The sequence below is a fragment of the Sorangium sp. So ce406 genome, from assembly GCF_051474675.1.
Lineage (GTDB): Bacteria > Myxococcota_A > Polyangia > Polyangiales > Polyangiaceae > Sorangium > Sorangium cellulosum_G.
Genome location: NZ_CP150340.1, coordinates 2,442,295 through 2,467,671, shown reverse-complemented (window position 1 = coordinate 2,467,671; position 25,377 = coordinate 2,442,295). Strand labels below are relative to the sequence as shown.

The 25,377-nt window shown below is 72.1% G+C and carries 20 protein-coding genes; 7 read left to right on the top strand and 13 right to left on the bottom strand.

Translation table 11 applies throughout. The features are described from left to right. Positions 1-400 precede the first annotated feature (400 nt). Positions 401-2,155, top strand: coding sequence for a hypothetical protein (locus tag WME96_RS09245; RefSeq protein WP_437289776.1), 1,755 nt, complete (start codon positions 401-403; stop codon positions 2,153-2,155). A 49-nt stretch (positions 2,156-2,204) separates the two neighbouring features. On the opposite strand, the gene WME96_RS09240 is transcribed toward WME96_RS09245, so the two are convergent. Further along, the gene (locus tag WME96_RS09240; protein ID WP_437289775.1) at positions 2,205-3,464 is read right to left on the bottom strand and encodes a S1 family peptidase; all 1,260 of its coding nucleotides are present in this window, start codon (positions 3,462-3,464) and stop codon (positions 2,205-2,207) included. A 275-nt stretch (positions 3,465-3,739) separates the two neighbouring features. Beyond that, positions 3,740-5,794: a CotH kinase family protein gene (locus WME96_RS09235; protein WP_437289774.1), complete on the bottom strand. Its 2,055-nt coding sequence runs from the start codon at positions 5,792-5,794 to the stop codon at positions 3,740-3,742. Positions 5,795-6,076: 282 nt separating this feature from the next. Between WME96_RS09235 and WME96_RS09230 the strand changes: the two genes are divergently transcribed. Together WME96_RS09230 and WME96_RS09225 are read left to right on the top strand one after the other, a co-directional pair. Beyond that, positions 6,077-7,369: a hypothetical protein gene (locus WME96_RS09230; protein ID WP_437289773.1), complete on the top strand. Its 1,293-nt coding sequence runs from the start codon at positions 6,077-6,079 to the stop codon at positions 7,367-7,369. Between the two features lie 152 nt (positions 7,370-7,521). Further along, positions 7,522-8,160, top strand: coding sequence for a Uma2 family endonuclease (locus tag WME96_RS09225; protein ID WP_437289772.1), 639 nt, complete (start codon positions 7,522-7,524; stop codon positions 8,158-8,160). 52 nt (positions 8,161-8,212) lie between these two features. On the opposite strand, the gene WME96_RS09220 is transcribed toward WME96_RS09225, so the two are convergent. Next, positions 8,213-9,094 (bottom strand): NAD-dependent epimerase/dehydratase family protein, encoded by an 882-nt coding sequence (locus tag WME96_RS09220; protein WP_437289771.1) that lies wholly within the window; start codon positions 9,092-9,094, stop codon positions 8,213-8,215. A gap of 365 nt (positions 9,095-9,459) precedes the next feature. On the opposite strand from WME96_RS09220, the gene WME96_RS09215 reads away from it, so the two are divergent. Next, positions 9,460-10,851, top strand: coding sequence for a YecA family protein (locus WME96_RS09215; RefSeq protein WP_437289770.1), 1,392 nt, complete (start codon positions 9,460-9,462; stop codon positions 10,849-10,851). 120 nt (positions 10,852-10,971) lie between these two features. Beyond that, entirely contained in the window at positions 10,972-12,516 is a 1,545-nt protein-coding gene (locus WME96_RS09210; protein WP_437289769.1) for a protein kinase domain-containing protein, read from the top strand. Between the two features lie 101 nt (positions 12,517-12,617). Here WME96_RS09210 and WME96_RS09205 read toward each other — a convergent pair whose 3' ends face one another. Both WME96_RS09205 and WME96_RS09200 read right to left on the bottom strand, forming a co-directional pair. Then, positions 12,618-14,135: a phenylacetate--CoA ligase family protein gene (locus WME96_RS09205; RefSeq protein ID WP_437289768.1), complete on the bottom strand. Its 1,518-nt coding sequence runs from the start codon at positions 14,133-14,135 to the stop codon at positions 12,618-12,620. A gap of 95 nt (positions 14,136-14,230) precedes the next feature. Further along, positions 14,231-15,268 carry an NAD-dependent epimerase/dehydratase family protein gene (locus tag WME96_RS09200; protein ID WP_437289767.1) on the bottom strand — a complete coding sequence of 346 codons (1,038 nt, stop codon included), beginning with the start codon at positions 15,266-15,268 and terminating at the stop codon, positions 14,231-14,233. Between the two features lie 136 nt (positions 15,269-15,404). Between WME96_RS09200 and WME96_RS09195 the strand changes: the two genes are divergently transcribed. Then, positions 15,405-16,400: an ATP-binding protein gene (locus tag WME96_RS09195; RefSeq protein ID WP_437289766.1), complete on the top strand. Its 996-nt coding sequence runs from the start codon at positions 15,405-15,407 to the stop codon at positions 16,398-16,400. 29 nt (positions 16,401-16,429) lie between these two features. Here WME96_RS09195 and WME96_RS09190 read toward each other — a convergent pair whose 3' ends face one another. Beyond that, entirely contained in the window at positions 16,430-17,035 is a 606-nt protein-coding gene (locus WME96_RS09190) for a hypothetical protein (RefSeq protein WP_437289765.1), read from the bottom strand. After that, positions 17,032-17,757, bottom strand: a complete 726-nt coding sequence (locus tag WME96_RS09185) for a thiamine phosphate synthase (RefSeq protein WP_437289764.1) — start codon at positions 17,755-17,757, stop codon at positions 17,032-17,034. Before WME96_RS09185 ends, WME96_RS09190 begins: the two co-directional genes overlap by 4 nt. A gap of 122 nt (positions 17,758-17,879) precedes the next feature. On the opposite strand from WME96_RS09185, the gene WME96_RS09180 reads away from it, so the two are divergent. After that, positions 17,880-19,400 (top strand): hypothetical protein, encoded by a 1,521-nt coding sequence (locus tag WME96_RS09180; RefSeq protein WP_437289763.1) that lies wholly within the window; start codon positions 17,880-17,882, stop codon positions 19,398-19,400. Here WME96_RS09180 and WME96_RS09175 read toward each other — a convergent pair whose 3' ends face one another. The 6 genes from WME96_RS09175 to WME96_RS09150 all read right to left on the bottom strand — a co-directional run bounded on the left by WME96_RS09175 (position 19,401) and on the right by WME96_RS09150 (position 25,346). Beyond that, positions 19,401-20,963, bottom strand: a complete 1,563-nt coding sequence (locus WME96_RS09175; protein WP_437292293.1) for an acyl-CoA carboxylase subunit beta — start codon at positions 20,961-20,963, stop codon at positions 19,401-19,403. It lies immediately after the preceding gene. Between the two features lie 48 nt (positions 20,964-21,011). Continuing rightward, on the bottom strand, positions 21,012-21,797 hold the full coding sequence (locus tag WME96_RS09170; protein WP_437289762.1) for an enoyl-CoA hydratase/isomerase family protein: 786 nt from the start codon (positions 21,795-21,797) through the stop codon (positions 21,012-21,014). Further along, positions 21,794-22,732: a 3-keto-5-aminohexanoate cleavage protein gene (locus WME96_RS09165; protein ID WP_433934846.1), complete on the bottom strand. Its 939-nt coding sequence runs from the start codon at positions 22,730-22,732 to the stop codon at positions 21,794-21,796. The genes WME96_RS09170 and WME96_RS09165 overlap by 4 nt, the downstream gene beginning before the upstream one ends. A gap of 17 nt (positions 22,733-22,749) precedes the next feature. Further along, positions 22,750-23,244, bottom strand: a complete 495-nt coding sequence (locus WME96_RS09160; RefSeq protein WP_437289761.1) for a MarR family winged helix-turn-helix transcriptional regulator — start codon at positions 23,242-23,244, stop codon at positions 22,750-22,752. A 279-nt stretch (positions 23,245-23,523) separates the two neighbouring features. Further along, a complete protein-coding gene (locus tag WME96_RS09155) occupies positions 23,524-24,867 on the bottom strand; it encodes an STAS domain-containing protein (RefSeq protein ID WP_437289760.1) in 1,344 nt (447 codons plus the stop codon). Positions 24,868-24,935: 68 nt separating this feature from the next. Then, positions 24,936-25,346, bottom strand: coding sequence for a hypothetical protein (locus tag WME96_RS09150; protein WP_020734190.1), 411 nt, complete (start codon positions 25,344-25,346; stop codon positions 24,936-24,938). Positions 25,347-25,377 lie beyond the last annotated feature (31 nt).

The window sequence follows — 25,377 nt, the reverse complement described above, 5'->3', positions numbered from 1 at the left end:
CGCCCGGGCGCCCGGCCCGCGGCGAGGGGGGTCTCCGCGCGGGGTGGGGGCCCCGCCGAACTCGCCTGAGCCCTCACGCCTCCGGCAGAGCCGGAGGCGTGAGGGCTCAGGCTCAAACATCGGCCCATCCCCCACCCCGCGCGGAGACCCCCCTCGCCGCGGGCCTACCGCTCTACCTCGTCGTTCGATTTCATACGGCATCGGGCAGATATCCATCGGATATCGGCCCATCCCCACCCCCGCGCGGAGGCAGACACACCGTGTTGTCTCGTACGCGGACAGCCCACATCGCCTTTGGTTTTGCGGCCGAGCGGGCGCGCGCGCTGCCTGGACAAGCGAGGGAAGTTCGCGTCCACTTTTCCTTTCGGACTCTCGCGTCCTGTCAGGAGAGGAAGCCCCGATGCGCTGGTCGATCTTCAGCAAACCGTCTGCTCTCGCGTGGTGGTTGGCCCTCCCGGCGGTGCTCGGCGCCAGCGGGGCGGCGCGCGCCGATGTCGTGCAGCCGAACGGCACCGTCATCCCCGTGGTCCGTGAACGGTTGAGCGACCTGCTCAACGGATCGGCGAACAACGACGACATCGACGAGGGGATCGACGTCGTCGCCGACGCCGCGGTGGAGCCCCAGGTGTTCTCGCCGCTCTGCGAGTTCAGCGGCAGGTACATCGCCAAGGGGGGCGGCGCCAACTTCGCCGTCGGCTGGTACAACGTCGACGATGCCCGCAGCAACGACGACCCGCCGCTCTACATCTCCGTGGACAACGGGGCCAACCTCAACACGGCGGCGGCGGAGAGCGATATCCAGATCCTCTTTCCGTTCTCCACCTCTCTGCCGCCCGCCGAGACGCGCGAGCTGACGGCCGTGTCGATCCGGGAGAGCCCCGCGTACGCCGGCGGTCTGATCGGCTTCGTGCTGATCCCCAACCCGAACGGCACCGGCAACGGGAATGCCACGCAGTACCATTACACCGAGCACCGGTTCAACGTGATGTGCACGGAGTGCGAGACCCCGGGCCCCTGGTATTCGGATCTCATCTACCGGTCGAATGAGCTGCTCAACACCTTCTATCTCGGGTTCGAGGATCTCGACTTCCGGAACGCGGCAGGCGCCGCTGGGGTCAACGGCAACGATCTCGATTACGAAGACTTCCTGTTCCGCTTCTCGGGAATCACCTGCCCCGAGGCCGGCCAGCCGTGCGAGGTCGACGAGAACGTGGGCGCTTGCCGCCTCGGGATCTCCGATTGCGACGCGCAGGGCGCGGTGATCTGCACGCCGTTCGTGCAGCCCGGCAGCCAGGCAGAGCAGTGCGACGGCCTCGACAACGACTGCGATGACGTGATCGACGAGGAGGCGCCCTGTCCGGAGGACCAGGTGTGCAGCCGCGGCCGCTGCGTGAACCGCTGCGGCTCTGCGGAGTTCCCCTGCGAGGACGGGCTCGTGTGCGTCGAGGGCCTGTGCGTCGAGAGGGCGTGCGTGGACGTGATGTGCGAGGCGGGCGAGGTGTGCCATCAGGGCGAGTGCCGCGGCGCGTGCGACGGCGTTGTGTGCCCGCACGATCAGGTGTGCCGCGGCGGGCGCTGCCTCGATCCGTGCGAGGGCGTCCAGTGCAACGACGGCCAGGTGTGCGAGGGGGGCGTCTGCGTGCTCCAGTGCAACTGCCGCGGGTGTCCCACGAACGAGGGTTGCGACATGGAGTCCGGCCGGTGCGTCGAGACGGCGTGCGTGGGCGTCGCGTGCGAGGCCGGCACCTACTGCCGCGACGGGAGCTGCGTCGACGCCTGCGATGGGGTCGCGTGCCCCGCGGGCGAGCGGTGCGAGGCGGGCGCGTGCGTCGCCGAGCCGCCGGCGCCCACCACCGCCACGTCGGTCGGCGCGGGGCTCGACACCGTCACGTCGTCCGGCGCGGGCAACGCCGGGTCGGGAGCGGGCTCCGCGTCGGGCGCGGGCGGGGCGCCGGCCACGGGGTCCGGGGCGGGCGGCGGTGGCGAGGGCAGCGGCGAGTCGTCGGGCTGCGGCTGCCGCCTCGGCGCCGACACGCCCTCCGCGGGCGGCCTCACCGCGCTGCTCCTCGCCGCCGGCCTCGGGCTGCGCCGCGGGGCACGCCGCCGGCCGGCTCGCGGGCAGCGCCGCGCGCCCGGCGGTGGCGAGATGCGCTGAGGAGCCGCCGGGGCGCGCGGTTCGGCGAGCCGCGCGCGCGCGCTCGCTCCTACGGGCGCGCGACGGCGAGGCTCCGGGCCTTGTCGTCGAAGCCGTGGGAAGCGAGGTTCGCGTCTGCCGTGAAGACGCGCGACTGGGCCGAGTATTGCCAGAGCCCGTCGTAGAGCGTCAGCGTGAAGCCGGAGGGGACGCGGACGGAGCTGACCCTCTGGTCCCATGGGCTGCTGTAAAGGAGGGAGGAGCCGACGCCGTACAGGACCGAGGCGCCCGAGAACCCGGCGTTCTCGTACAAGGTGACAACGTCGAGCTGCGGGTCCGAGGCGTTCGCGACGACGAGGCTCGAGATGGTGTTGTCGAAGCCGGCGGCCACGAGATCCGTGTCCGAGGTGAACACGCGCGCCTCGCGCCCGAAGTTGTGGTCGATGAAGACAGTGACCCGGAGCCCAGCGGGGATCTTGATGGCGCTCGCGCGGTTGTCGCCGATGATCGTCGAGTTCCAGAGGTTGTGGCGGCCGAGCCCGAAGCCCTGCGAGATGCCGGAGAAGTTCGAGAGATCGTGGAGCACGACCTGGCCGCTGGGGTGGACGGTGGGGCCGCCGGCGATCGTCGCGTCGATCCACGCGCGGTGGCGCGCGACGTCGACGCCGAGGTGCCTCGCGTGCAGGTTCGTGCCGTCCTGCCCGTTCACGCCCGAGAACACGGCGACCTGACGCCCGTCGACGAACCACGGGCCGCCGGAGTCGCCGCTCCAGCCAGAGCCCGTCACGCCGGTCGCCAGGAGCTCCTCGTCGGAGTACCGGCTGTCGATGTGGAGGGTCGCCTTCTTGAGCGACGGCGCCATCACCAGCGGCGTGCCCTCGCTCCCCCAGCCGTAGGCCGTCGCGTCGCTCCCGATCGCGGTCGACGTCGCCTCGGCGAGCTGGACGAACGGGCCATCGGCGTCCTCGGTCAGGTGGAGCAGCGCGATATCGGCTGCGGCCGAGGGCACCTCGACGGCGTCGACAGCGACGCGCTGGCCCGCGAGGTACGTGTTGCTGCCGAAGCGAACCGCCGACGTCTCGCCCTCGTCCGCGATGCAGTGCTGCGCCGTGAGCACCCAGCGCGGCGCGACCAGGGTGCCGGTGCACTGGTAGAAGTCGCCCGTGCTCCCGCGCACGTCGAAGACCTGGACGGCCCAGGGGCTCGCCTCCGCGAGCTCACCACCGATGATCTCGGACGCGTGCGACGCGACCGGCTCGTCCGGCTCGTCGGCGCCCGAGCAGGCCGTGGAGAGGCTGAACGCAACACCGGCGCAGACCGCGAGACGCAATTGATGATTGATAAGCGCTTTTTTATTCATCGTATCTCCGCGTCGTGACGTCCAGAGTGTGCGCGATGCCTGGGGCGATACAAGGCGGCGTTCTGGAACGGCCGCGTTCGAGGAGTGGAACATCGAGAGGGCCCGATGCTCTGTTTGGTGTATCGGTACTTGTGCACCCGCCGCGGCGGCGCGCGGCGGTGAGGTCGCCCGGGCGGAGATAGAAGCTCACGCGCTGACCGTCTCGGTTCCTCGGGACGCTCGTCCCGTGCGCTCGCGTCAGCCGGTCACGGATCGCCGGACGTCGGGCCGAAGAGCTCGACGTCGTCGATCTCGATGGTGCCCGAGTCGACCTGGCCCCGGCCGAGGAAGCCGTTCGCGCCGACGCGGTTCATCTGCGGGCCAAAGGAGAGGCCGATGATCGACCTGAGCACGTCGTTCACGTCATCGCCCGGGTCGCGGCCGTCGTCGATGGCCCAGCCGGGGAGCGCCATGTCGGCGAACTTCAGCTCGATGAGCTGAGGCTCCGCGCTGAGCCGCACGTCCCACCCGTGACGGATGCCGGAGATCCCCTCGCTCTGCGCGGGGCTCTCGACGTCGAAGCGCAGCCAGCGCGCCCCGTCGGCGCGCGCCCGGAAGCGGACGCCCTCGAGCGACGTCACGTCGATGGGGCTCTCGGCGAGGGGCACCGCGAAGTACACGTACTGACCCCAGGCGTAGCCCTCGTCGCGGAAGTCGAAGCGGAGGAGCAGGCTCTGCGCGCCGTTCAGCGGATCTTCCTGTGTCAGCGACTGCACGGCGCCGGACGCGTTGTTCGTGGCGAGCAGCGTCCCGACGTACAGCCCGAGCGTGTCCGCGGCCTCGAAATCGTTGATCCCCGTCGCGGTGAACGAGAAGGGCACGAGGGGCGTGTCGCTGGCGAAGCGCGCCAGGCGCTCTCGCAGGATCGGCACCTCCTGCCTGAGCCGCTCGACCGCCGGCTCCCAGCCGGCGAGGCCCGGCCCGAGCGGGTCTTCCTCGACGGCATCGCGGATCAGCGCAGCGTACCTGTCGACCTGCTCCTCGATCCGCCCCTCGCTGAACGGCCCCTCGAGCAGCTCCTGGAGCGCAGCCCGATATCCCGCCGAGTCCTGGAGCAGGGCGCTGAACAGCGGGTCGCAGCTCGGCTGGCGCACCTTCTCGTTGCCCATGAACACCAGGAGGTCCGTGGGGCAGGTCGCCGGCGCCTCCGTCCAGCGCGGCACCTGGCCGAAATAGGTGCTGGGGCTGAGGGTCTGGTCGAGATCCCACGGGATGAGGCGGAATTTGCCCGAGGAGGGATCGTCGTAGATGAAGAAGTTGTGGTTGCCCGCGCCGCCCGCGTCGTCGACATAGAAGGTGGTGACGCCATCCCAGTTCACGATGGCCTCGTCGACGGCCATGTACCGCTGCAGTTGCTCGATGTCCGCCCACTGCGACAGCGCGGCGAGGCGCTCCGCGCCCTCGGCGGACGCGAGGTCGCTCGCGAACGCCACGAAGCGCTCGTGCGTCGCCTCGTCCTCGTTCGTCTCGAGGCGCTCCGCGTAGTAGCTGGCGTCGTCCGTGACCGGCCACGCCTCCTTGTAAAGAGCGCCCTCCGGCCCCTCGGGGAAGTTGCTCTCGAGGAAGGGGCCGTCGACGTCCTCGACCATCGAGAAGAGCCCTTGCGACTCGCCGTTCACGTGCAGCGTGGCCCACGAGCTCCTCGGGGCCGGAACGCCCATCTCCCGGTACAGGCCATAGGCGATCCGCTCGTGGAGCCTGGTGGGGTCCCAGGTCATCGAATGGAAGTTCAGGCGCTTCTGCTCGTGGAAGCGCTGCCCGTCGACGTACTCGTCGAACTTCACCTTCATGCTGAGCTTCGGGCAGGTGAGCCTTCCCTGCTCGTCGAAGCACATCTGCAGGGTGCCGTAGCCGCCCTTGAAGCGCAGGCCCACGACGCCCAGGCTCTTGCCCTTGTAGCAGGCCTCGGCCTCCACGTACTCCTCGTCGCGGGCGTTCGCCTTGAGCTCCGCCCAGCGCTCTTCCGGAAGGTGGAAGTCGAAGCGCGGGATCTCGTCCGCCGCGTACAGCTCGTCCGCGTCGCGGTCGGCCAGCGTGGGGTCCGCCGGCTCGCACGGCGGCGTCGAGACCTGCCCGCCGGCCCCGCCTTCGCCCGCGCCACCTTCCCCGCCAGCCCCGGCCCCCCCGGCGCTTTGTCCGCCGGCCCCGTCCCCGCCCGAGCCTCCCGTCCCAGCACCGCCGCCGGCGCCCTCGTCATCCCCGCAGCCCGCGCCCACCGCGGCAGCCGCCAGCACAAGCAACGTCCAAGTACCAAGCCTCATGCAACGCTCCTTCACCGGCCGCGACAGTAGTCGTGTCGTTCGCGCGCGTCGACGCTCGACATGCGCGCATGCGCCGACGCGCCGCCGCAGCGTCGCTTTCGTGCGCCGTCCGTGACATCGGCTCGGGGATGCGCAGCCCGCGCCCTCGCCGCGCCGCGGAGGAAAGTCCGAGCAGCGCCGCGCGATCCGGTTGACAAAACGGCGCGGAATGGCGTGTTGCGCTCGGGCATTTCGCGTTCGATGACAGACAGCAAGGGGCGCCTCCGCGGGAGGCTGAAGCGTGTGAGTGTCGGGCTCGCGGCGACAGCCGCGCTCCTCATCGTCGTCCGGACCGGGGCGTCGGGTTGGGGTCAGTCCCGGCTCCGGGAGTACCTGGATGCCACCCAGGCCGAATGGGACGCGGAGCGCGCGCAGATCCGCGAGCGCTCGCGGCCCGCCGGCGAGGGCGGCGCGCAGCAACGTTGCGGGGCGAGCTACGCGAGCCTGTCGGGCATCGAGATGCAGGCCCATCCCGAGAAGATAAAGCGAGCGATCGAGGCTGGGCCGGGCGCGCGGCCGTCCCCCGAGCTCCTCGCCGAGATCGAGCGGCACCGTCCGGAGATGGACGCATTCCGGCAGGCGGCGAGGTGCTCTCACTACGAGCTGACGGAGGACAGCGCGTGGGTCGAGTACGGCCCGGTGTGGCGGTTCATGTCCGTGAGCCGACTGGCCCTGATCGAGGGGCACGAGCTCGCGGCCAAGGGGGATGTGCGCGGCGCGCTGGACCGCTATCTCACCGTGGCCAAGGTCGGCGCGGACATGTCCGCGGGGTCGCTCATCGCTGGCCTTGTCGGCATGCAAAACGCGACGCACGCCTACCGCGCCGTCGCCGCGCTCGTGGCCGGCGCGCCCCGGCTCCACGCGGCGGAGCTCGCGGATCTGAATCAGGCGCTCGCGGAGCGAGGGCGCGACCTGCCGCTGCTCGCCGACGCGCTCCGGAAGGAGCGCCTGCGCCTCCGAAGAGCGGTGATGAGCCTGATCGATACGGGCGCCCTCCCCGAGCAGCTTCCTCCTGAGGTGCGGCGACCCATCGGCACGATCGCGCTCACGACGGTGCTCCCGGAGAGCGCCCTCGTAGGTCATGCCCTTCCCCGGATGGACGCGTGGCTGCGCGGCGCAGAGCAGATCGCGCGCGACGCGCAGCGTGATGTCTCCCGGTCCGCGCGGTTTCAGGAGATCGCGATCGACTCCCTCGCTGTCGACGCCACGGAGCTCAACCCCGCGATGAGCGCCGACGTTCTCCAGGACCTCGCGGGGCGCGATTGCGCCTTGCGGGCGTCGTATCTCATGGCGCGCGCCACCGTCGAGGCAGAGCGGGCGTATGCGGACGGCGTCTATCCGGAGGCGCTGCGGTCGCTGGCGCAGGATCCTTGTGGGACAGGCCCTCTCGTGTACCGCAGGAGCCCGAACGGCGAGGGCTACACGCTGTCCAGCGTCGGCGGCAACGGCAACGAGGACGGTCCGCGCGCCGCCGGCGGCATCCCGCGCGAGAGCGGCGGCATCGTGATCACCCGACGGGGAGCCAGCGTCCTGTAGCGCGCGACCTGGGCGGCATCCGGCCGCCGGCCGACACGTCCTGCGCGTCGGGTCGGCGCGTGAGCGCGGCACCGCGGCGCCTCCTGCCCGGGTGAGCCGACGCGCCCTCTCCTGACCAGGCGCACGGCGCGCGGGGGTGGTACCCTCCCGGCGTGAGCCAGCGCCCGTACCCGGAACCCCAGGCAGCGCGCCTCCTGTCCGTCGCGGAGTGGGCAGCGCTGCCGGAGGACGAGGCCGGTGAGCTCATCGATGGCCGGCTCGTCGAGGAAGAGATGCCCGACTGCGTCCATGAGCTGGCCGTCGCCTGGCTCATCCACACCCTGCGGGCATGGCTGTTCCCGCGCGGCGGCTTCGTCTTCGGCTCCGAGGTGAAGTACGCGCTCAAGCCGCGGCGCGGGCGCAAATCCGACGTGTCGGTGTTCCTCCCGACCTCCCGGAAGCCCCCGGCCCGCGGCGCCGTGGCGATCCCGCCGGACATCATGGTCGAGATCGTCTCGCCCTCGCCGCGGGACGGCCGTCGCGACCGCATCGAGAAGCTGGAAGAGTACGCGGCGTTCGGGGTGCGCTGGTACTGGCTGCTCGATCCGCAGCTCCGCACCCTCGAGATCTTCGAGCTCACGCGCGACGGGGTCTACGCGCCTCGCCTCGGCGTGAACGGGGGTCTGCTCCAGGAGGTGCCGGGCTGCGACGGTCTGACGCTCGACCTCGACGGGCTCTTCCGCGAGATCGATCAGCTCGACGCGGCGGAGGAGCAGGAGCCGCCGCAGGGCATCGTCGAGCGCGGGGAGTAGCAGCGAGGGCGGCGATGGGCGCTGCGCGGGCGGCGCGCACCTCACCCGTGCGTCAGCCGCGCTCGCGCGGGGCGCGCGCCGCGGCGACCGGAGACGGCGCCTGGGCCTCGACGGCCAGGCACGCCTCGAACCCCTCGCGGTAGCTCGGATAGAGCAGCGCCATGCCGAGGGCGCGCTTGATCTTCGCGTTGTCCACGGCGCGGTCGTGGCGGAGCGTCTCGTGCAGGTCCTCCCGCGGCGCGCCCGCCGGCATCTCCAGGCCGAGCCGCGCGCACAGCCAGCGGACGACCTCGATCTGCGGTACGGGCGCGTCGTCCGCGATCGGGAAGGCCTCGCCGGGCGCGGCGCGCTCCAGGGCCGCGAGCGCGAGGCGCGCGAGGTCCTCGACGTGGATGCGCGAGACGACGTTCCTGCCCTGCTGGTCGCCCTCGCCCGTCATGCGGAAGTCGCCGCGCAGCAGCCGCTGGTGCAGGCCGCGGCCGGGGCCATAGATGCCCGCCGCGCGCAGCACCACCGCGCCGCGCTCGCGGTACACGGCCTCGGCGGCGAGGCGCGCCGCGGCGCGGGGACCGTCGGCCGAGGTGGGCGTCGCCTCGTCGATGCGCCCGGTCGCGCCGCCGTAGACGGCGGTCGACGAGACGTACGCGACGGCGCGCGCCCGGCCGAGCGAAGGCGCGATCGCGGCGTCCGTGGCGCCGTCGGGCGGGAAGGCGACGAGCACGTCCGCGCCGTCGGGCACGAGCCGGTCGACGGCCTCGGCCGTGAGCGCCGGCAGGACGCGCACGTCGATGCCCGCCTGCGCGAGCTCGGCCGCGCGCTCGGAGGAGCGCGTCGTCGCGACGACGCGGCCGCCGGACGCCCTCCGCAGGCCGGCGACCACCGCGCCGGTGAAGCCGCAGCCGAGGACGAGGAGCGGGGGAGGACGATCTGTCATGGTCTTGGCGCTCTTCTACCAGCAAGAGGAGCCGACACGCAGCCTCGCGCGCGGGCCCCGCGCATGGAAGCTCGGCTCTCGTGTCCGAGGTGGAGCTCTCAAGCCCTGAAAGCGGCTGCTCGAGGCCCGAGCGGGCACTTTCAAGGCTTGAGGCGGGGTTCCGGGGCTCCCGGCGGGCGCCTTCAAGCCTTGAAAGCGGCTGCTTGCGCGCCGAGTCGGGATGTTCAAGCGTTGAAATCGCCGACTCGGCCTCCGGGTCGGCGATTTCAACGCTTGCAGCAAGCGTTGCGACGACCCGACCGCAGGAATCAAGCGCTCGCCGGCGCCGCCCCGGACGTCGTCCGCGGTAGGATCCGCCCGCGACCGTGGGACATCAACACCACTTCCTGTCCAGGCTCGATCGCGTCTCGCTCCCTCACGTCGAGCTCGCGCTCACGCTCTACCGCGATCACGGCCTCGTCCAGTACCTCCTCCGCTGCGCCAGGCTCCCCGACGGCGCTGAGCGGGTCGCGATCTCGCTCGACGATGCCGCGCACGGGCCGTTCCTCGTCGTCACGCGCGAGGGTCGCTTCGTGACCTGCCTCGGCGCCGGGATGCGCGCGGGCGACCTCCCTGTCATCACCCGCGGGCAGCTCGATGCGCTCATCGAGAAGGTCGCGGATCTGCGCGCGCGCATGGCCGCGGCGAGCGCGCTCGCCGGGCCGAAGGGGCACACGGCGCAGCTCGTCGACCGCATCTTCCACGCCGGCCCGGACCTGTCGCGCGAGGAGTTCGTGGGCATCTCGGCCTTCCAGCCGCTCTTCGGCTTCGAGTTCCTGCGCGCCTACTTCGGCGCGGTGACCGAGCTCGACGAGCTGCGCGGCGCGCTCCTCCGCGTCGAGCATCCGAAGCGAGCGCTGACGCCCGTGCTACGGCGGTACTGGGACCTGTTCTGGGCCATCGGGCACCTCGCGGTCCTCGCGTTCATGGACGGTCGGGCGCTCGTCGAGTCGCTCCCGGAGGAGCTCGATCTCTCGAGCTCCTGCCTCGCGTGGGGCGCCTCGCGCCAGGGGAGCGTCGCCCTCGCCCTGCGCGGCTTCTGGGGCGTCGCGAAGGTCGGCAAGGCGCAGCTCCGCGCCTGCAAGACGGCATTCGACGAGGCCGCGTCGCAGCTCCGGCTCGTGACGAGCGTCGGGAGCCTCATCGCGCTCGGCGCGGGTCACGCCAGGCTCCGCGCCGAGGTGCGCAAGGTGCTATCGGCGCGGCGGGATCTCTCGGGGGCCCATTTCCCGGAGTCGCTCCTCACCCTCTTCCAGACCACCGCCGAGGCGGCGCTCGACGAGCCCGAGTCAACGGCGATCGTGCAGCGGAGCCTCGGGGCGCGGATGGCCGTCTCGCTCAGCCGCGGGCTCGCCGCGGGCGACCCGCTGCGCTTCGAGCGCGAGGAAGACGTGCCCGAGGCGCTGGCGATGGCCCTCCCGGTGAACACCCGACAGGCGTTCGTCGACGACGCGGAGGTCATGGGCCTGATGATGCTCTTCATTCCCTGGACGGCGCGCGCCGAGCCGGAGCAGCTCTTCCTTCCGCGCGAGTTCATCCGCCTCGTCCATGCCCGCTGGTCGCCGGAGGACACGGTGCGGCTGCTCGCGCCGCTCCGCGAGCACTATCACCCGAAGATCCAGGCGCCCCGCCCGGAAGGACCGCCCCGCAAGGGCCCTTGCCCGTGCGGGAGCGGCGAGAAGTACAAGCGGTGCTGCGGGAAGACCGCGCTGCCCTGATGTGAATCCTCCGTGGACCGCCTGCGTGGTCGAGCCTCAGCGCCGCCTCTGGTAGCCTGGTCGGCGCGGAGCGGGCGGCGAGACGCAGCATGCTCGCCGCCGCAGCGACGCCCCCAGCGCATGGCGGTCAACGTCTTCATCTCCTACGCCCCCGCGGACCGGTCGCACCTCGAGGCGCTAGAGGCGCACCTCGCTGCCCTCAAGCGGCAGGGCCTGGTGAGCACGTGGCACCGCGGCCGGATCGGGGCCGGCGCGGCGCGCGACGAGTCGATCGCGGCGGAGCTCGCCGCCGCCGAGGTCGTGGTGCTGCTGGTGAGCGAGGCGTTCCTCGCCTCGGACAGCTGCTACGAGCGGGAGCTCGGCGGCGCGCTGGAGCGGCATCGCCGGGGGGCGGCGCGCGTGGTGCCCATCCTGGTGCGCGCGTGCGACCGGGAGGGCACCGCCCTGGCGGAGCTCCAGGCGCTGCCGCAGAACGGCGCGGCGGTGACGAGCTGGGCCAACCCGGATGAAGCGTGGCGGGACGTGGTCCGGGGCATCCGCGTGGCGGTGGAGGAGGCCGCCGTGAGCGCGCGATCGGTGGCGGGGCCCGGCGGGGCGTCGCTGACGAGCGCGCTCGCGGCGACCCTGCGCGAGGCCGACGAGTCGATCCGCGCGCTCGACAGGCAGATCGCCGCGGCGCAGAAGCGGCGGGTGCGGCTGCAGGCCGCGGGCGCGAGCACCGCGGAGGTGGACCAGGAGATCGTGGACCTCCGGCGCAAGCGCCGGGAAGGCGGCCAGCTCCACGTGGGCGAGGAGCTCAGCGACGGCCGGTACCTGCTGCTGGAGCGGATCGGCCGCGGGGGGTTCGCGACCGTGTGGCGCGCGCTCGACGCGGGGCGGGGCGACCAGCCGGTGGCGATCAAGGTGCTGCACCCGAACCTCGCGGGCGACGAGAGCCGGCGAGAGCGGTTCTTCCGGGGAGCGCGCGCAATGGCGGAGCTCGACCACCCCGGCGTGGTGCGCATCCTGGAGCCGAAGGGCGAGGACGGCGGCTGGCACTACTTCGTGATGGAGCTCGTCGAGGGCGAGGACGTGTACAGCGCGGTGATCGGGAAGGGGCTGCCGGCGGAGCGGGTCGTGCCGATGCTCCTCCGCGCTGGAGAGGCGCTCTCGTTCGCGCACGGGCGAGGCCTCGTGCACCGGGATGTTAAGCCGGCGAACATCCTGCTCGATGGAGAGGGGCTGCCTCGGATCACGGATTTCGACCTGGTCTGGGCGCGCGACACGACGGGGGGCACGAGGAGCGGCGCGCTGGGGACGTTCCTGTATGCGGCGCCGGAGCTGATGCACCGCCCGCAGGACGCGGATGTGCGGGCCGACGTGTACGGGCTCGGGATGACGGCGGTGTTCTGCCTGCACGGCGCGGAGCTGCCGCCGATCATGATGCGCTTCCCGGGGCGGGTGCTCGAGCGGCTGCCGTGCAACGAAGCGGTGCGGAAGGTGCTGGAGCGGGCGATCGAGTTCGAGGCGTCGGAGCGGTTCCCCGATGTGGCGGCGTTCTGCGCGGCGCTCAGAGGCGCGGCGGGGGGTGGGGGGGACGCGGAGCGGGAAGGCTCGAGCGGCGCAGGGGTGCTCCAGGGCGAGAGTTCAACGCCAAGGCGCAAAGACGCCAAGGCGCAAGAATAGAAATCCATTATTGCGCCTTGGCGCCTTGGCGCCTTGTCAAATCTCTCCTCTCGCGAGGCAGATCCCTGGCAGGATTTCTGCCCACGGAACCAGGTTTGGCGCTAATCCGCCTCACCCCCCGGCTTGCGCGTATACCGGTGCTTCACCCCCAGCGGGAAGTACTCCGGATCGCCCGCCGCCCTCAGCGTCACCCGCGGCGCGCGCTTCCCCGCCGGCACGTAGCTCCTGAACTCGCTGTTCAGCCGGACGAGGTGCTCCTCGATCGACCTCGCCGCCGCCTCGCGCCGCGCCTCGCTCTCCGCCTCTCCGGGCGCGAGCTCGACCACCACCGAGAGGTACGCATCCCTGTCCGCCCCCTCGCGGACCTCCAGCACGAACTTCCCGGTCACCCACTCCTTCACGCCGGGCTGCTCGATGCCCACGACCACGTTCTCCGGATAGATGTTGGCGCCGAAATAAGACACCGTGAAATCCGAGCGCCCGAACACGTAGACGAACGGCAGCTCGCGGGCGCCGCGCTCCCCGTCGAGCTCCCGCCGCGGGTCGAAGCCGAAGCGCGCGAGCGCCGCCATCATGTCCGCGTGCGCGTAGACGCCCCCGCTGTCGAGGATCGAATAGCGGACGAGCGGAACGCCGTTCTCGCCCGAGAAGAGAAGCATCCCCTCGCGCTGCTCGAAGAACCGCACGGCCGGGTCGTACTGCACCAGCGTCGGCAGCCGGTCCTGACCGAAGAGGGCGCGCGCGGCCTCCGGGTTGCCCGCGAGGAACCTGCGGATCGCGATGCTCAGCGGCGTCTCGTTGCCCAGCACGCCGGCGTCCGCCGTCCCGTAAAGAGAAGCCGAGTCGTGGCAGGGCGAGGTGGACCCGACGCGCTCGCCGACCAGCGTCCGCCACTCCTCGCTGAACACCTCCCCGGCCAACACGAGCTTGATCCGCAGCGGCGCCCAGTCGATCCCCCGCGCCCGGCCCGTGTCGATCACGTCCTTCAGGAAGGGCGGATAGCCGAGCAGGACGACCTGATCGAACGCCGGCCCCAGTTCGAGGACGACACCGTAGATCTCGTCCTTGTTGTTGCCCGGCGTGACCACCGTGATCGGATACCCCTTCGCCGCGAGGTGACGGCAGCACGCGGCCGTGTACATGCCGCCGACCCATGAGCCGAGCGCGAAGCACACGACCGCGAGCGTGCGGCGCGCGTCCGCCCGGAAGCTGTCGTGAAACACCTGCTCGAAGCGCCGCGCGACCGGGAGCTCGTCCGTGACGGAGCGAGGCCAGAACGTCGGCTTGCCCGTCGATCCCGACGAGACGGCGACCATGTCGCAGGACTCGACGCGTCCGCCGCGGCACAGGTCCGCGATCGGATGCCGGAGCACGTAGTTCTGCTTCGTGATCACCGGGAGCGCCGCGAAGTCCGCGGGGGTCCGGACAGCCGCGGGATCGACGCCGTGCTCGTCGAGGAAGCGGCGGTACGCCGGGACGGTCGCGGCGACCTCGTGGAACAACGCGAGCGCGCCGGCCGCCGGATCCGCCTCGCGGTGCCGCGACAGCGCCGCGTCGAGCGGCGTGCTCAGGAAGGCGTCGATGGCCGCCAGGACCCGCCTGGGCTCTACATCCTGCATCGCGAGATCTCCCCTCCTCCGGATGGTTCACGGCGAAGCGCGAGGACGGCGCGCGACCTCCCGGCCCTCCCGCCTTCCCGCAGGCCCAGCTTACCTCACGCTGGGTCGGCGTCCCCCACCCTGGCCTCACCGGGCAGCGCCGCCGCGAGCGAGCGCTCCTCGGCGCGCCGCTCGTACCCCGGCGGCGGATCGGACGGCGGGTTCGCGAGCAGCGACGTGATCACCGTCTCCAGCCAGCGCCGGAGCGGCGTGTGCTGGAAGCCGAGCTCCGCCCTCGCCTTCGCGGGATCCAGCATCGACATCCAGGGGTCGCTGAACGGCGACATCGCGACCGGGTCGATGCCGCGCGCCCGGAGCGCGGCCCGGTCGACCCGCGCGAGCCGCGCCGGCGCCCCGAGCAGCTCGGCGACGAGCGCGAGCAGCTCCGGGAGCGTCGGCGTCTCGTCCATGCAGAGGTTGTACGCCTGGCCGAACGTCGAGGGCACGAGCAGGAGCTTCACGATCGCCCTCACGACGTCGCCGCTGTACACGTGCCGCACGGGGTGCTCGCCGCCGTCCGGGACGAGCAGCGGGCCGCCGTCGAGCACGCGCGCGATGTACCGCTCGAGGCGGCGGTGGGGGTCGCGCTCCCCGTTCACCATCGGGATACGCAGCACGGTCGCGGGGAAGCCGTCGTCCCGCCACGCGGCCGCGAGCGCCTCCTCGCAGCCGCGCTTGTTCATGCCGTAGGCCCACGACGCGCGATCTTCCTCGTCCGCCGGCTCCGGGAGCAGCGGGCCGTCGTAGTCGCGCTCGCGCGACGGCCGCGGGCACCCCTCGCGGACGAGGTACACCGAGCCGGTGCTGATCATGACGTAGTGGCCGACGCGCCCGCCGCCGAGCGCCCCCACCGCCGCGCGGCCGTCCGCGGCCGTGTACGCGGTGAAGTCCACCGCGGCGTCGAACTCGCGGCCCCCGAGCGCCTGCTCGAGACCGCCGGCCGTGCGGTCGCACCGGATCCGCGCGACGCGATCACCGAACAGGTCGGGCGTCACGCCGCGGTTCAGGAGCGCGACCTCATGGCCCGCCGCGAGCAGGCGATAGACCAGGAAATGACCCATGAATCGAGTGCCGCCGAGCACGAGGACGCGCATGCGCGGCAACCTATCACCGCCGCCCGCAATGAGGGCATTGCGAGCCCGCGGATCGCGCCGCCTGCGGCGCCGAGCGGCCTCGCGCGCGGCGCGATCCGGGACCAGGTTGCGCCCCGGTCGTGCTAGATAGCGGGCCGTGCCGTTCTCCCACATCCTCGGCCAGGACACCGCGGTCGGCACCCTCGTACGCGCGCTCCAGACGGGCCGCGTCCACCATGCCTACCGCTTCGAGGGCCCGCCCGGCGTCGGCAAGGAGCTCGCGGCCGTCGCGCTCTCGCAGGCGCTCGTGTGCACCGCGGGCGACCCGCTCGGCTGCGGCCGGTGCGACGCGTGCCGGCGCGCGGCCGGGCGCTCCCCGGGGCGCCCCGCGTCGCCGCTCCACCCCGACGTGCAGTTCGTCGCGAAGAACTTCTACCCCGCGGCCGTCATCGGCCGGAGCCGCGACGAGCTGACCGAGATCTCGGTCGACCAGGTCCGCTCCATCGTGCTCGCCCACGCCTCCTACCCGCCCCACGAGGGGCGCGCGCGGGTCTTCATCGTCCGCGACGCCGAGGACCTCAGCGTCGGCGCCGCGAACGCGTTCCTCAAGACGCTCGAGGAGCCGCGGCCCGGCACGCACTTCATCCTGCTCACCTCCCGCGGCGACCGGCTGCTCAACACGATCCGCTCGCGCACCCTCCCCGTGCGCTTCGCCCCGCTCTCCGAGCCGATCGTGCGCGGCATCCTCCGCGATCACGGCGTTCCGGAGGAGCGGCACGACCTCGCGGTGGAGCTCGCCGCGGGCAGCGCCTGCGCGGCGCTCGAGCTCGCGGACGAGGAGCAGACCGCCTCGCGCGACGCCTTCGTGAAGAGCGTCCTCGCGGCCGCGGCCGCCCGGGACCTCGGGCCCGCCGTCGCGTTCGCGGAGTCGGTGGACCGCGACAAGGGCGCCCTCAAGGACGACCTGCGCGCGCTCAACGCCGCGCTCGCGCGCGAGGCGCGCGCCGCGGTCGCGGCCGATCCGCGCCGCGCCGGCCTCTCGGCCAAGCGCTACGCCGCGGTCTCCCGCGCCGTGGCGCAGCTCGAGCGCAACGCCTCGCCGAGCCTGGCGATGGCGTCGCTGATCGCGGAGCTGCGCAGCGTCATCAGCTGACGGGCGCCGCGAGGCCGCGAGGGTGGGCGTCAGCCCTCGCCGCCGCCGCCCAGCCGCTCGTAGCCGCCTTCCTCGATGCGCCGCCCGGCCCAGGCGTGGATGCGCCCCTCGCTCGCGAGCACCACGGCCGCGTCGTGCCCGCCCCCCTCGTACAGCGCGATGATCCCTGCGCCGCCCACGCGAGGCGCGCCCCGCCCCAGCCGCGCGAGCGCCGCCGGCAGCCGCGCCCGCCGGCGCAGGGTCATGCCGGCGATCTCGAGCGTCGCCGGCGGCTCCTCCGGCGAGTCGACCGCCGCGGGCGCGAGCCACAGGATCTCGCGCCGCGGCGCCGGGAAGGCCGCCACCGCCCGCTGCGCCGCCCCCTCGGGCGCGAGGAACACCACGGCCACGAGCTCGCCTCGCTCCCGCGCCACGATCGCGCCCGAGAGCCAGCGCTCCTCGCTCCCGGCCAGCACCACGTCGCCGAGCGCGAGCGGCAGCTCGTCCCAGAGCGCGTCCTCGGGCGACCGCGCGGGCGCCTCGGGCTCCTCCTCGCCGCCCATCCCCGCCTGCGCCTCGCGCTCGCGGCGCGCCGCCATGTAGCCCAACGTCGCCGCCACCGCCGCGGCGGCCGCCGCGAGCAGCGTGAGGCTCATCGCGCGCCCCCTCCGGGCGGCGCCGCCGGCGCGCCGGCCTGCGCGAGCGCCTCCTTGAGCGCCCTCGCGCGCGCGCTCACTTGCTCCAGGGCGCGCGACGCTGTCGCGCCCTCTTCGGGCAGCAGCGCGGCGATGATCGCCGCGGCGGAGCAGAGCGGGGCCACCTCGCGCGCCCTCTCCAGCGAGATGCCGCCGATCGCCACGAGCGGCAGCCCGGGCCGCGTCCGCTCGACCATGTCGCGCAGCGACGCGAGCCCATCGAGGCCGACGACGGCGTCCGGGCGCTCCTTGCTCGAGGTCGCGAAGATCGGCCCGACCGCGACGTAGTCGAGGTCGTCGAGGTCATCGCGCCGCCCTCGCAGCGCGGCCTCGATCTGCGCGGACGTGTGGGTCGAGAGCCCGACGCGCAGCGACGCGCCGGCGCGCAGCGCCAGCCCGCGCACCGCCGGTACGGGGAGATCGTCCTGGCCGACGTGCACGCCGTCGCAGCGCGCGAGCACCGCGAGATCGGCCCGGTCGTTCGCGAACAGGGGCACGCCCGCGCGCGCCGCGAGCGGCTGGATGGCGCGCAGGAGCGCGAGCGTGCGGCCCGCCCCGCCCCGCTTGTCGCGGAGCTGGATGGCCGCCGGCCGCGCGTCGAGGACGGCCTCGGCGAACGCCGCGGGCTCCAGCCCGCGGCGCGAGAGCGAGTCGGTGTCGACGATGGCGTACAGGCCGCGCATGACCACGCTTCGAGCGATGGGAGAGCGCCCGGGCGCCCCCGAGGGGGCCAGGCTCGCTGGCTACGCTAAGGTTGACGCCCCCAGAAAGAAAGCGGAAGCGTTCGCTCCCGAACGGATCCTCCATGCGCATACGTCTCGTCCGGATCGCCAGTCTGTTCACGTCGACCGCGTCGATCGCAGCGGCCGCGCTCGGGCTCGCGTCGCGCCCCGCGCTCGCGCAAGGGGGGTCGGGCCCCGCGCAGCAGGCAGAGAAGCCGAGCTCCGCCGCGCCGCAGGAGAAGCCGAAGACCGGCGCTGCTTCGCCGTCCGGGGGCGCCAGCGTCGCGGCGCCCAAGCCCAGCGCGGCCGCGTCCAGGGCGGGCGCGAAGAAGAAGGCCGCCGAGACGCCGCCCCTTGCGCCCGCGCCTGCGCGCGTGTGGCTCATCGCGCCGTCGCCGCAGGGACCGTGGACGCTGCGGATCGACAACCAAGGGGAGCGTCCGATGCGCATCCCGGCGGACGTCCGTCTGCTCCGCCTGGAGATCGACACGCTGAACAAGCGCACGAAGAAGACGGTGCGCTGCGCGGCGCCCGCGGGGCTCAAGCCGAGCGGCTTCCCGGAGCGGCGCGCGCTCCTGCTGGCGCCCGGCCAGTCCTACATGGAGCATTTCGACCCGCGCCTGCTCTGCTTCGGCAAGGACGAAGCCGCGCTCGCCGGCGGCTCGGTGGTGAGGACCTGGTACGGCTGGGGCCCGCCGCCGAAGTGGTCGAGAAAGGCGCCCGCGCCCCCGTTCGCCGCGGAGTCGACGGACGCTCCGCCGGCGTTCGCCCCGGCGCCCGGGCTCGCCGCGCCGACGATCGTGCTGAGCTACGACCTTCCCTCGAAGAAGGAGGCCGCCGGAGACCAGGACGGCGCCGAGCCGCCCCCGCGCTCGGGCGGCGAGCAGGCGCAGCCCTCGGCTGCAGCGGCTCAGCCGTCGGAAGACAAGGCGACTCGGCCCCAGGACGACAAGCAGGCGCAGCCCTCGGCTGCAGCGGCTCAGCCTCCGGGCGACAAGACGGCGCAAGCCCCTGCGGACCGGCGCGCTGGTGCGGGCGCTGGGCAGCCTGCCCCGTCGAGCAACGACCGCAGCGCCGGCTCGTCGGCCGAGCCCATCGTCGACGCCAACGCGCCTCGGTTGGAGGTCAAGAGCGACCCCTGGTCCGACGCGGCGAGCCCTCGTTCGATCGTCGTCCGGGTGAGCGCGAGGAACGCCGGCAAGCGCCCCATGACCGTGGCCATCCGGCCGCGGATGCTCGAGTTCCACGTCGCCGGTCCGAACGGCACGGCCGTGTGCGAGGCGTCCCCGCCGACCGGAGCGATCCCGCGCGACCTGTTCAGGACGTTGAAGCCTGGCGCGTCGGCCGACGTCTCGCTCCTCCTCCGGGAGGTCTGCCCTGACAACACGTTCGCCCGCGAGGGCCTCTACGAGGTCACGGCCACGCTGCACGCGAACGAGCCTGGCACCGGCCTCGGCATCGACGCCTACACCGCCACGATCGCCGCCGACACGCCGACGCTCCTCCGCGTGAAGAGCGCGCCGGAGCCGTTCTACGCCGCCGCGCCGCGGGCGGTGCCGACGCCGAAGCCCGAGCCCGCGGAGCAAGACGCAGACGAGGACTGACTACACCGGGATGATCCCCCGCTTCTTCTCCGGCCGCTCAACGCGCTTCTTCCGCGCGAGCTCGAGCCCCCACGCGATGACCCTGCGCGTGTCCCGCGGATCGATCACGTCGTCGACGAGCCCCCACCCCGCGACCTTCATCACGTCGATGTTCTTCTGGATCATGTCCACGATGCCCTGCTTCACCTCCGCGGGCGGCGGCGCGTCCCCGAACATCTTCTTCGCCGCGATCCCGAGCATCCCCTCCGGCCCCATCACGCTGATCTCCGCGCTCGGCCAGCCGACGATGAGGTCCGGCTCGTACGCGCGCCCGCACATCACGTAATACCCGGCGCCATACGCCTTCCGCACGACCACCGTGATCTTGGGCACCGTGGCCGCGGCCATCACGTGCAGCATCTTCGCCCCGTGGCGGATGATCCCCTCGTGCTCGACCTTCGAGCCGATCATGAACCCCGGCACGTCCTGCAGGAACACGAGCGGGATGTTGAACGCGTCGCAGATCTGCATGAAGCGCGCGGCCTTGTCGGACGCGTCCACGTCGAGGATGCCGCCCATGTGGCTCGGCTGGTTCGCCACGACGCCGACCGGCTGGCCGCCGATCCGCGCGAGGCAGGTGATGATCGAGCGCGCCCACCGCGGCTTCAGGTCGAGCCGCTCGCCGTGATCGACGATGGCGTCGATCAGCTTCAGCATGTCGTAGGCGCGCCGCGGGTTCTCCGGCAGCAGATCGAGCAGCGACTCCTCCCGCCGCTCGATCGGATCGGTCACCGGCAGGCGCGGCGGATCCTCGTCGCAGCTCGACGGGAAGAACGAGAGGTACCGCTTCACCGCCGCGAGGCACTCCGCGTCGCTCGCGTACTCCGCGTCGCCCACGCCGCTCTTCGTCGTGTGCACCTTGCTGCCGCCGAGCTCCTGCTCGGAGATGTCCTCGCCCGTCATCGCGCGCACGAGCGGAGGACCGCCGAGCGCCAGCGACCCCACGTCCTTGACCATCGGCACGAAGTCCGCGAGCCCCGGGATGTACGCGGTGCCCGCGGCGCCCGGCCCCACCATCGCGGCGACCTGCGGCACCACGCCGCTCATGTGCACCTGCTCGCGGAACAGGTGCCCCGAGCCGGCGAACAGCGAGATGCTGTCCGGGTGCATCGACCCGGGGTCGATGCGCGCCCCGCCCGAGTCGATGAACCACACCATCGGCCAGCGGCCGCGCAGCGCCATCTGCCGCAGGCGGGTCACCTTCTCCTCGCCCGTCTGCCCGATGCTGCCGCCCTTCACGGTGAAGTCGTACGCCGCCGCGCACACCATCCGCCCGTCGACCTTGCCGAACGCGCACACCACCGCGTCGGCCGGCGGCCGATCGCCCCCGTCCGGCCCGGCCGCGAGCCCCATCTGCGTGCCGTGCATCCCCACCTCGAAATGCACGCCGTCGTCGAAGAACGCCGCGAGCCGCTCCCGCGCCGTCATCTTCCCGCGGGCGTGCTGCTTCGCCACCCGCTCCTCACCGCCCATCCGCCGCACCTGCTCCCGGCGGGCCTCGAGGTCCTTCACGAGCTCTCGCATGTTCACGGGCCACCTCATCATCCTGCGCGCGTCGCCACCGCCGCGCGCCTACTTGCCCGACCAGCGGGGCTGCCGCTTCTCCAGGAAGGCCATCAGCCCCTCGCGCGCGTCGTCCGTCGCCAGGCACCCGGCGAGCCGCTCGCGCAGGAGCGGCAGCGCCGACTCCAGATCGAGATCGTCCTGCGCCGCGAACGCCTCCAGACCGAGCCGCACCGCGATCGGGCTCTTCGCCGCGATCGTGGACGTCACCTCGTCGACCGCCGCGTCGAGCGCGCCCGGCTCCACCGCCCTGTTGAGGAGGCCGCACTGCGCGGCCTCGTCGGCGTCGAGGCGCTGCCCGAGGAGCATCATCTCGAGCAGCTTGCGGCGGCTCACGTGCCGCTGCAGCACCGCCATGATCATCATCGGGAACAGGCCGACGTTGATCTCGGGCGTCCCGAGCTTCGCGCCGCGCGCCCCGATCGCGAAGTGCGACGCAGCGACGAGCCCGAGCCCGCCGCCGAGCGCGTGCCCGTTCACCCGCGCCACGATCGGCTTGCTCGAGTTCGCGAAGGCGAGCAGCAGGTCCGCGTAGTCGCCCTTCGGCGCGACCTGCGGCGCCCCCTCGGCGCCCGCCATCTGCGCGAAGTCGCCGCCCGCGCAGAACGCGTCCCCCGCGCCGGTCAGCACCACGCAGCGCACCGCCTCGTCCGCCATGCCGGCCTCGAGGGCGTCGAGCAGCTCGTTCACCATCACCGGCCCGATCGCGTTCTTGCGCCACGGGTTGTTCAGCGTGAGCCGCAGGATGCCCCCCGCGGACGCCGCCTGGATGACCGTGTACGCGCGCGCCGTCACGACGCCGCCCCTTCCGCCGCGCCGGGCGCGTCGTCCCGCCGCAGCCCCAGGATCTGCCGCGCTTCCTCGACGGTCGCCGGCCTGCGCCCCACGTCGCGCACCATGCGCACCGCGACCTCGCACAGCTCGCCGTTGCTGCGCGCCATCTCCCCGCTCGGCAGGTAGAAATGGTCCTCGAGCCCGCACCGCACGTTGCCGCCGAGGACGAGCGCCGCCGCCAGCATCCTCCACTGCCCGTGGCTGATCCCGATCACCTCCCACTCCGAGCCGGCGGGCATGATCTTGGTCTGGAGCTGGAGCGACTCCACGTGCGCCGGGATGCCGCCCAGCACGTTGACGATGAACGAGAACTGCAGCGGCGGCTTGAGGAGGCCCATGTCGATGAGCGGCCACACGCCCTGCGTGTGCCCGGTGTCGAAGCACTCGAGCTCCGGCTTCACCCCGGCCTCGTTCATGGCGGACAGGAGCTTGCCGATCTTCGCGTACGTGTTGGGAAACACCATGTCGAAGTCGAAGCTCTTCCGGGCGCGCGAGTACTTCGAGTAGTTCATCGTGCCCATGTTGAGGGCCGCGATCTCCGGGCGGCTCTCGCGAACATAGGCGCACTGCTCACTGACATCCTCGAGGATGGTGCCAGTAGAAAAATTCAAGATGACCGGACATCGCCGCCGCACCTCTTCCTTGATGCTGGCGAACACGGCCGGCGAGAACGTCGGCGAGCCGTCGTCGTTGCGCGCGTGGATGTGCACCGCCGCCGCCCCTGCCTCGTAGGCCCGCCTCGCCTCCTCGGCGATCTCGACCGGCGTGTACGGGATCGCGGCGCACTGCTTGCGGCTGGCGAGCACCCCTGAGAGCGCGCAGGTCACCACGCAGATATCGGGATCTCGCTCGTTCGGATTCCTCGGCTCCCCCGTGAACGTCGGCTTCTCTCTCATGGCCTCGGCCTCCCTTGTCACGTCCCGTCGCCGTCGATCTTCCGCTGTCCGCCCTGCCCCACCCGCGCGACCACCTGCTTCTGCAGCTTGGTGAGGATCCGGAGCAGGTCGCGCAGATCGGTCGAGCTCAGGCTGAGCAGCGCGCTCCGGAAGATCTCCATCGGCTCGACCTGGATCTCGCGGGCGAGCCGCGCCCCCTTCTCGCTGAGCCGGATGTGCACGACCCGCCGGTCGGCCTTCGACCGCTCGCGGCGGACGAGCCCTTCCCGCTCCATCCGGTCGACGATCCCGGTCACCGTGCTGTTCTGCGCGCGGATCCGCTCCGAGAGCGTGGACAGCGAGAGATCCTGAAACGACTCGAGCAGCTTGAGGATGGTGAGCTGCGGCCCGGTGAGGCCGAACCCGCTCGCCATCCCTTTCGTGAGCCGCCGCGACTCCGTGTAGAGATAGATGATCATCTCCACGATCGCGTCGATCTCCGGCCTGTCTGGCGTCGGCAGGGTCGCTGTCACGATGCTTCGTGTACGAAATATTCTCTCCTCAAGGTCCCGTCAAGCGCGAGCGCTCGCGCGTCCGCGAGTACCGAGCGGACACAACCACCCTTGATCACAGGCCCGCCGGCGAGGGAGCTCGTCGGACGGCGCCGGGAGGACTGTTGTCGGAGCCCAGATAACGATGCGTCTCCGGCATGCCACGCACGCCGGAGACGCATCGTTCAAGGCGAGTTCAGCCCTCCCGGCGCCGCGCGACGAGCTCCCTCCCCGGGGGCCGATCCCCTCGGAACCGGCTGCTTACCGCCGCCCCCGCCGCCGCTTCCCCTGCCGCCCGTCCGCCCGGATCTCCCGGATGCACCACCGCAGCGCCTCCTGGAGGTCACGGTGCACCTGGACCGACGAGAGATCGATCCCGAGCGACGACGCCGTCTGCGCCACCTGGGGCTGGACTCCGGCCACGACCCCCTGCGCGCCCAGGAGCTCGATCGTCTGCAGCATGCTGATGAGGTGCTGCGCCGTCGTGGAGTCGACCTCCTCGACCCCCGTCACCTCGACGATGGCATAGCGCGACTTCGTCTCGACGATCGTGTGCAGCAGCTTCTCCGTGATCTCGGAGGCCCGGTGTCGATCGATGCTGCCCACGAGCGGCAGCACGAGCACGCTGTTCCAGACCTGGATGATCGGGGTCGACAGCGTCTCGATCGCGGACTCCTGCCGCTCGATCACCGCGCGCAGCGACTCCTGCTGCTCGACCACGGCGCGCAGCGACTCCTCGGCGCGCATCCGCTCCAGCGTGATCGCGAACATCTCGCCGACGACCTGCAGCAGCGCCCGGACGCCCTTGTCCCACGCCCGGATCGACCGTACCGCGTCGATCCCCACGACGCCCACGAGCCGACCCGCGTACGCCGCCGGCATCCGCACCAGCGAGGCGATCCCGAGCTCCGTGAACGCCCGCTTCTCGCTCGCGGCCTCCTCCGGCAGGTCAGCCACGCGCGGCACGTCGCACACCTCGAGGCGGAACAGCCGCTCGACCAGCCACGGATACTCGTCCCTGGAGACGACGGCCCGCTCCGCGAGCAGCGACGGTACCCCGTCAGCGCACCACTCGTGCGTCTTCAAGAACCGCCGGCCGTCCTCCGAGAGCAGGAACAGGCTCGTCCTGTCGGCGCGCAGCGCCCTGCCGAGCTCCGCGAGCGCCGACTGGAAGCCGCGGTCGATGTCCGCGAGCTTCACGTTGATGAAGTGGGCCGAGATCGACGCGACGAGCATCTTCGTCTCGATCCGCTGCATCAGCGCCCGCTCGACGCGCTTCTGCTTCCCCACGTTGCGCGCCCAGGCGTAGATGAGCCCCTCGCCCGGCACCGACAGCAGCGACCACGACAGCCAGACGTAGAGGCCGCTCCTGCTCCGGCACCGGTTCTCCAGCCCGAGCGTCACGGGCCCCAGCCGGAGCCGATCCATCTGCTCCCGGGTCGCAGCGAGGTCGTCCTGATGCACCAGATCCAGGAGATTCCTGCCGATCAGCTCCTCGGTCCCCAGGCCGAGCGTGCTCTCCCAGGCGCCGCTCACGCGCAGGAACGATCCGTCGATCCGCAGGACGCAGAGCGGATCGGGACAGACAGCGAAGAACCTCTCCACGTCCGCTTCGTTCGCAGGTGCCTCCATCGCCTGTCGCCTTGCGCAGCCTCCGCTCCACCGTCACGGCGTCACGGCTCTTTGACGTCCTCGAACGTCGTCCGCGCGGCCACGTGCTCCTCGTTCAGGTTGAGCAGGATCGGCAGGGTCTCGTGCTGCCAGTCGTCGTCGAGGATCCGACGCACGGTCACCCGCCCGGGCACCAAGTTGTACACGGCGTCCACGATGTCCATGATGACGTAGAAGCCGTTCGAGTTGCAGAACCGCATCTTCACGAAGTCCATCACCGTGGACGTGATCGGATGCTGCGGGAGGACCCGCGCCAGCTCGTCGAGGTAGCTGGAGAGGTACCGGTACGGGTTGTCGATCCGGATAGCGCCCTCGAAGGTCAGGACGAGGCGGTTGTCGTCATCGAGCCGGGCGACCGACTGAAAGACGCTCAGCCCGCCATCCGTGATTTCTCCATAGCTGAGAGCCTTCATACGCGACCTTTCGTGGAAAACATACGCAGCC

What these genes read in the sequence shown, in the direction of transcription:
- WME96_RS09235 (WP_437289774.1), bottom strand. Translation starts at nt 5,794, where the DNA reads ATGAGGCTTGGTACTTGGACGTTGCTTGTGCTGGCGGCTGCCGCGGTG.
- WME96_RS09175 (WP_437292293.1), bottom strand. Translation starts at nt 20,963, where the DNA reads ATGCGAGAGCTCGTGAAGGACCTCGAGGCCCGCCGGGAGCAGGTGCGG.
- WME96_RS09245 (WP_437289776.1), top strand. Translation starts at nt 401, where the DNA reads ATGCGCTGGTCGATCTTCAGCAAACCGTCTGCTCTCGCGTGGTGGTTG.
- WME96_RS09205 (WP_437289768.1), bottom strand. Translation starts at nt 14,135, where the DNA reads ATGCAGGATGTAGAGCCCAGGCGGGTCCTGGCGGCCATCGACGCCTTC.
- WME96_RS09185 (WP_437289764.1), bottom strand. Translation starts at nt 17,757, where the DNA reads ATGCGCGGCCTGTACGCCATCGTCGACACCGACTCGCTCTCGCGCCGC.
- WME96_RS09220 (WP_437289771.1), bottom strand. Translation starts at nt 9,094, where the DNA reads ATGACAGATCGTCCTCCCCCGCTCCTCGTCCTCGGCTGCGGCTTCACC.
- WME96_RS09165 (WP_433934846.1), bottom strand. Translation starts at nt 22,732, where the DNA reads ATGAGAGAGAAGCCGACGTTCACGGGGGAGCCGAGGAATCCGAACGAG.
- WME96_RS09180 (WP_437289763.1), top strand. Translation starts at nt 17,880, where the DNA reads ATGCGCATACGTCTCGTCCGGATCGCCAGTCTGTTCACGTCGACCGCG.
- WME96_RS09210 (WP_437289769.1), top strand. Translation starts at nt 10,972, where the DNA reads ATGGCGGTCAACGTCTTCATCTCCTACGCCCCCGCGGACCGGTCGCAC.
- WME96_RS09200 (WP_437289767.1), bottom strand. Translation starts at nt 15,268, where the DNA reads ATGCGCGTCCTCGTGCTCGGCGGCACTCGATTCATGGGTCATTTCCTG.
- WME96_RS09190 (WP_437289765.1), bottom strand. Translation starts at nt 17,035, where the DNA reads ATGAGCCTCACGCTGCTCGCGGCGGCCGCCGCGGCGGTGGCGGCGACG.
- WME96_RS09150 (WP_020734190.1), bottom strand. Translation starts at nt 25,346, where the DNA reads ATGAAGGCTCTCAGCTATGGAGAAATCACGGATGGCGGGCTGAGCGTC.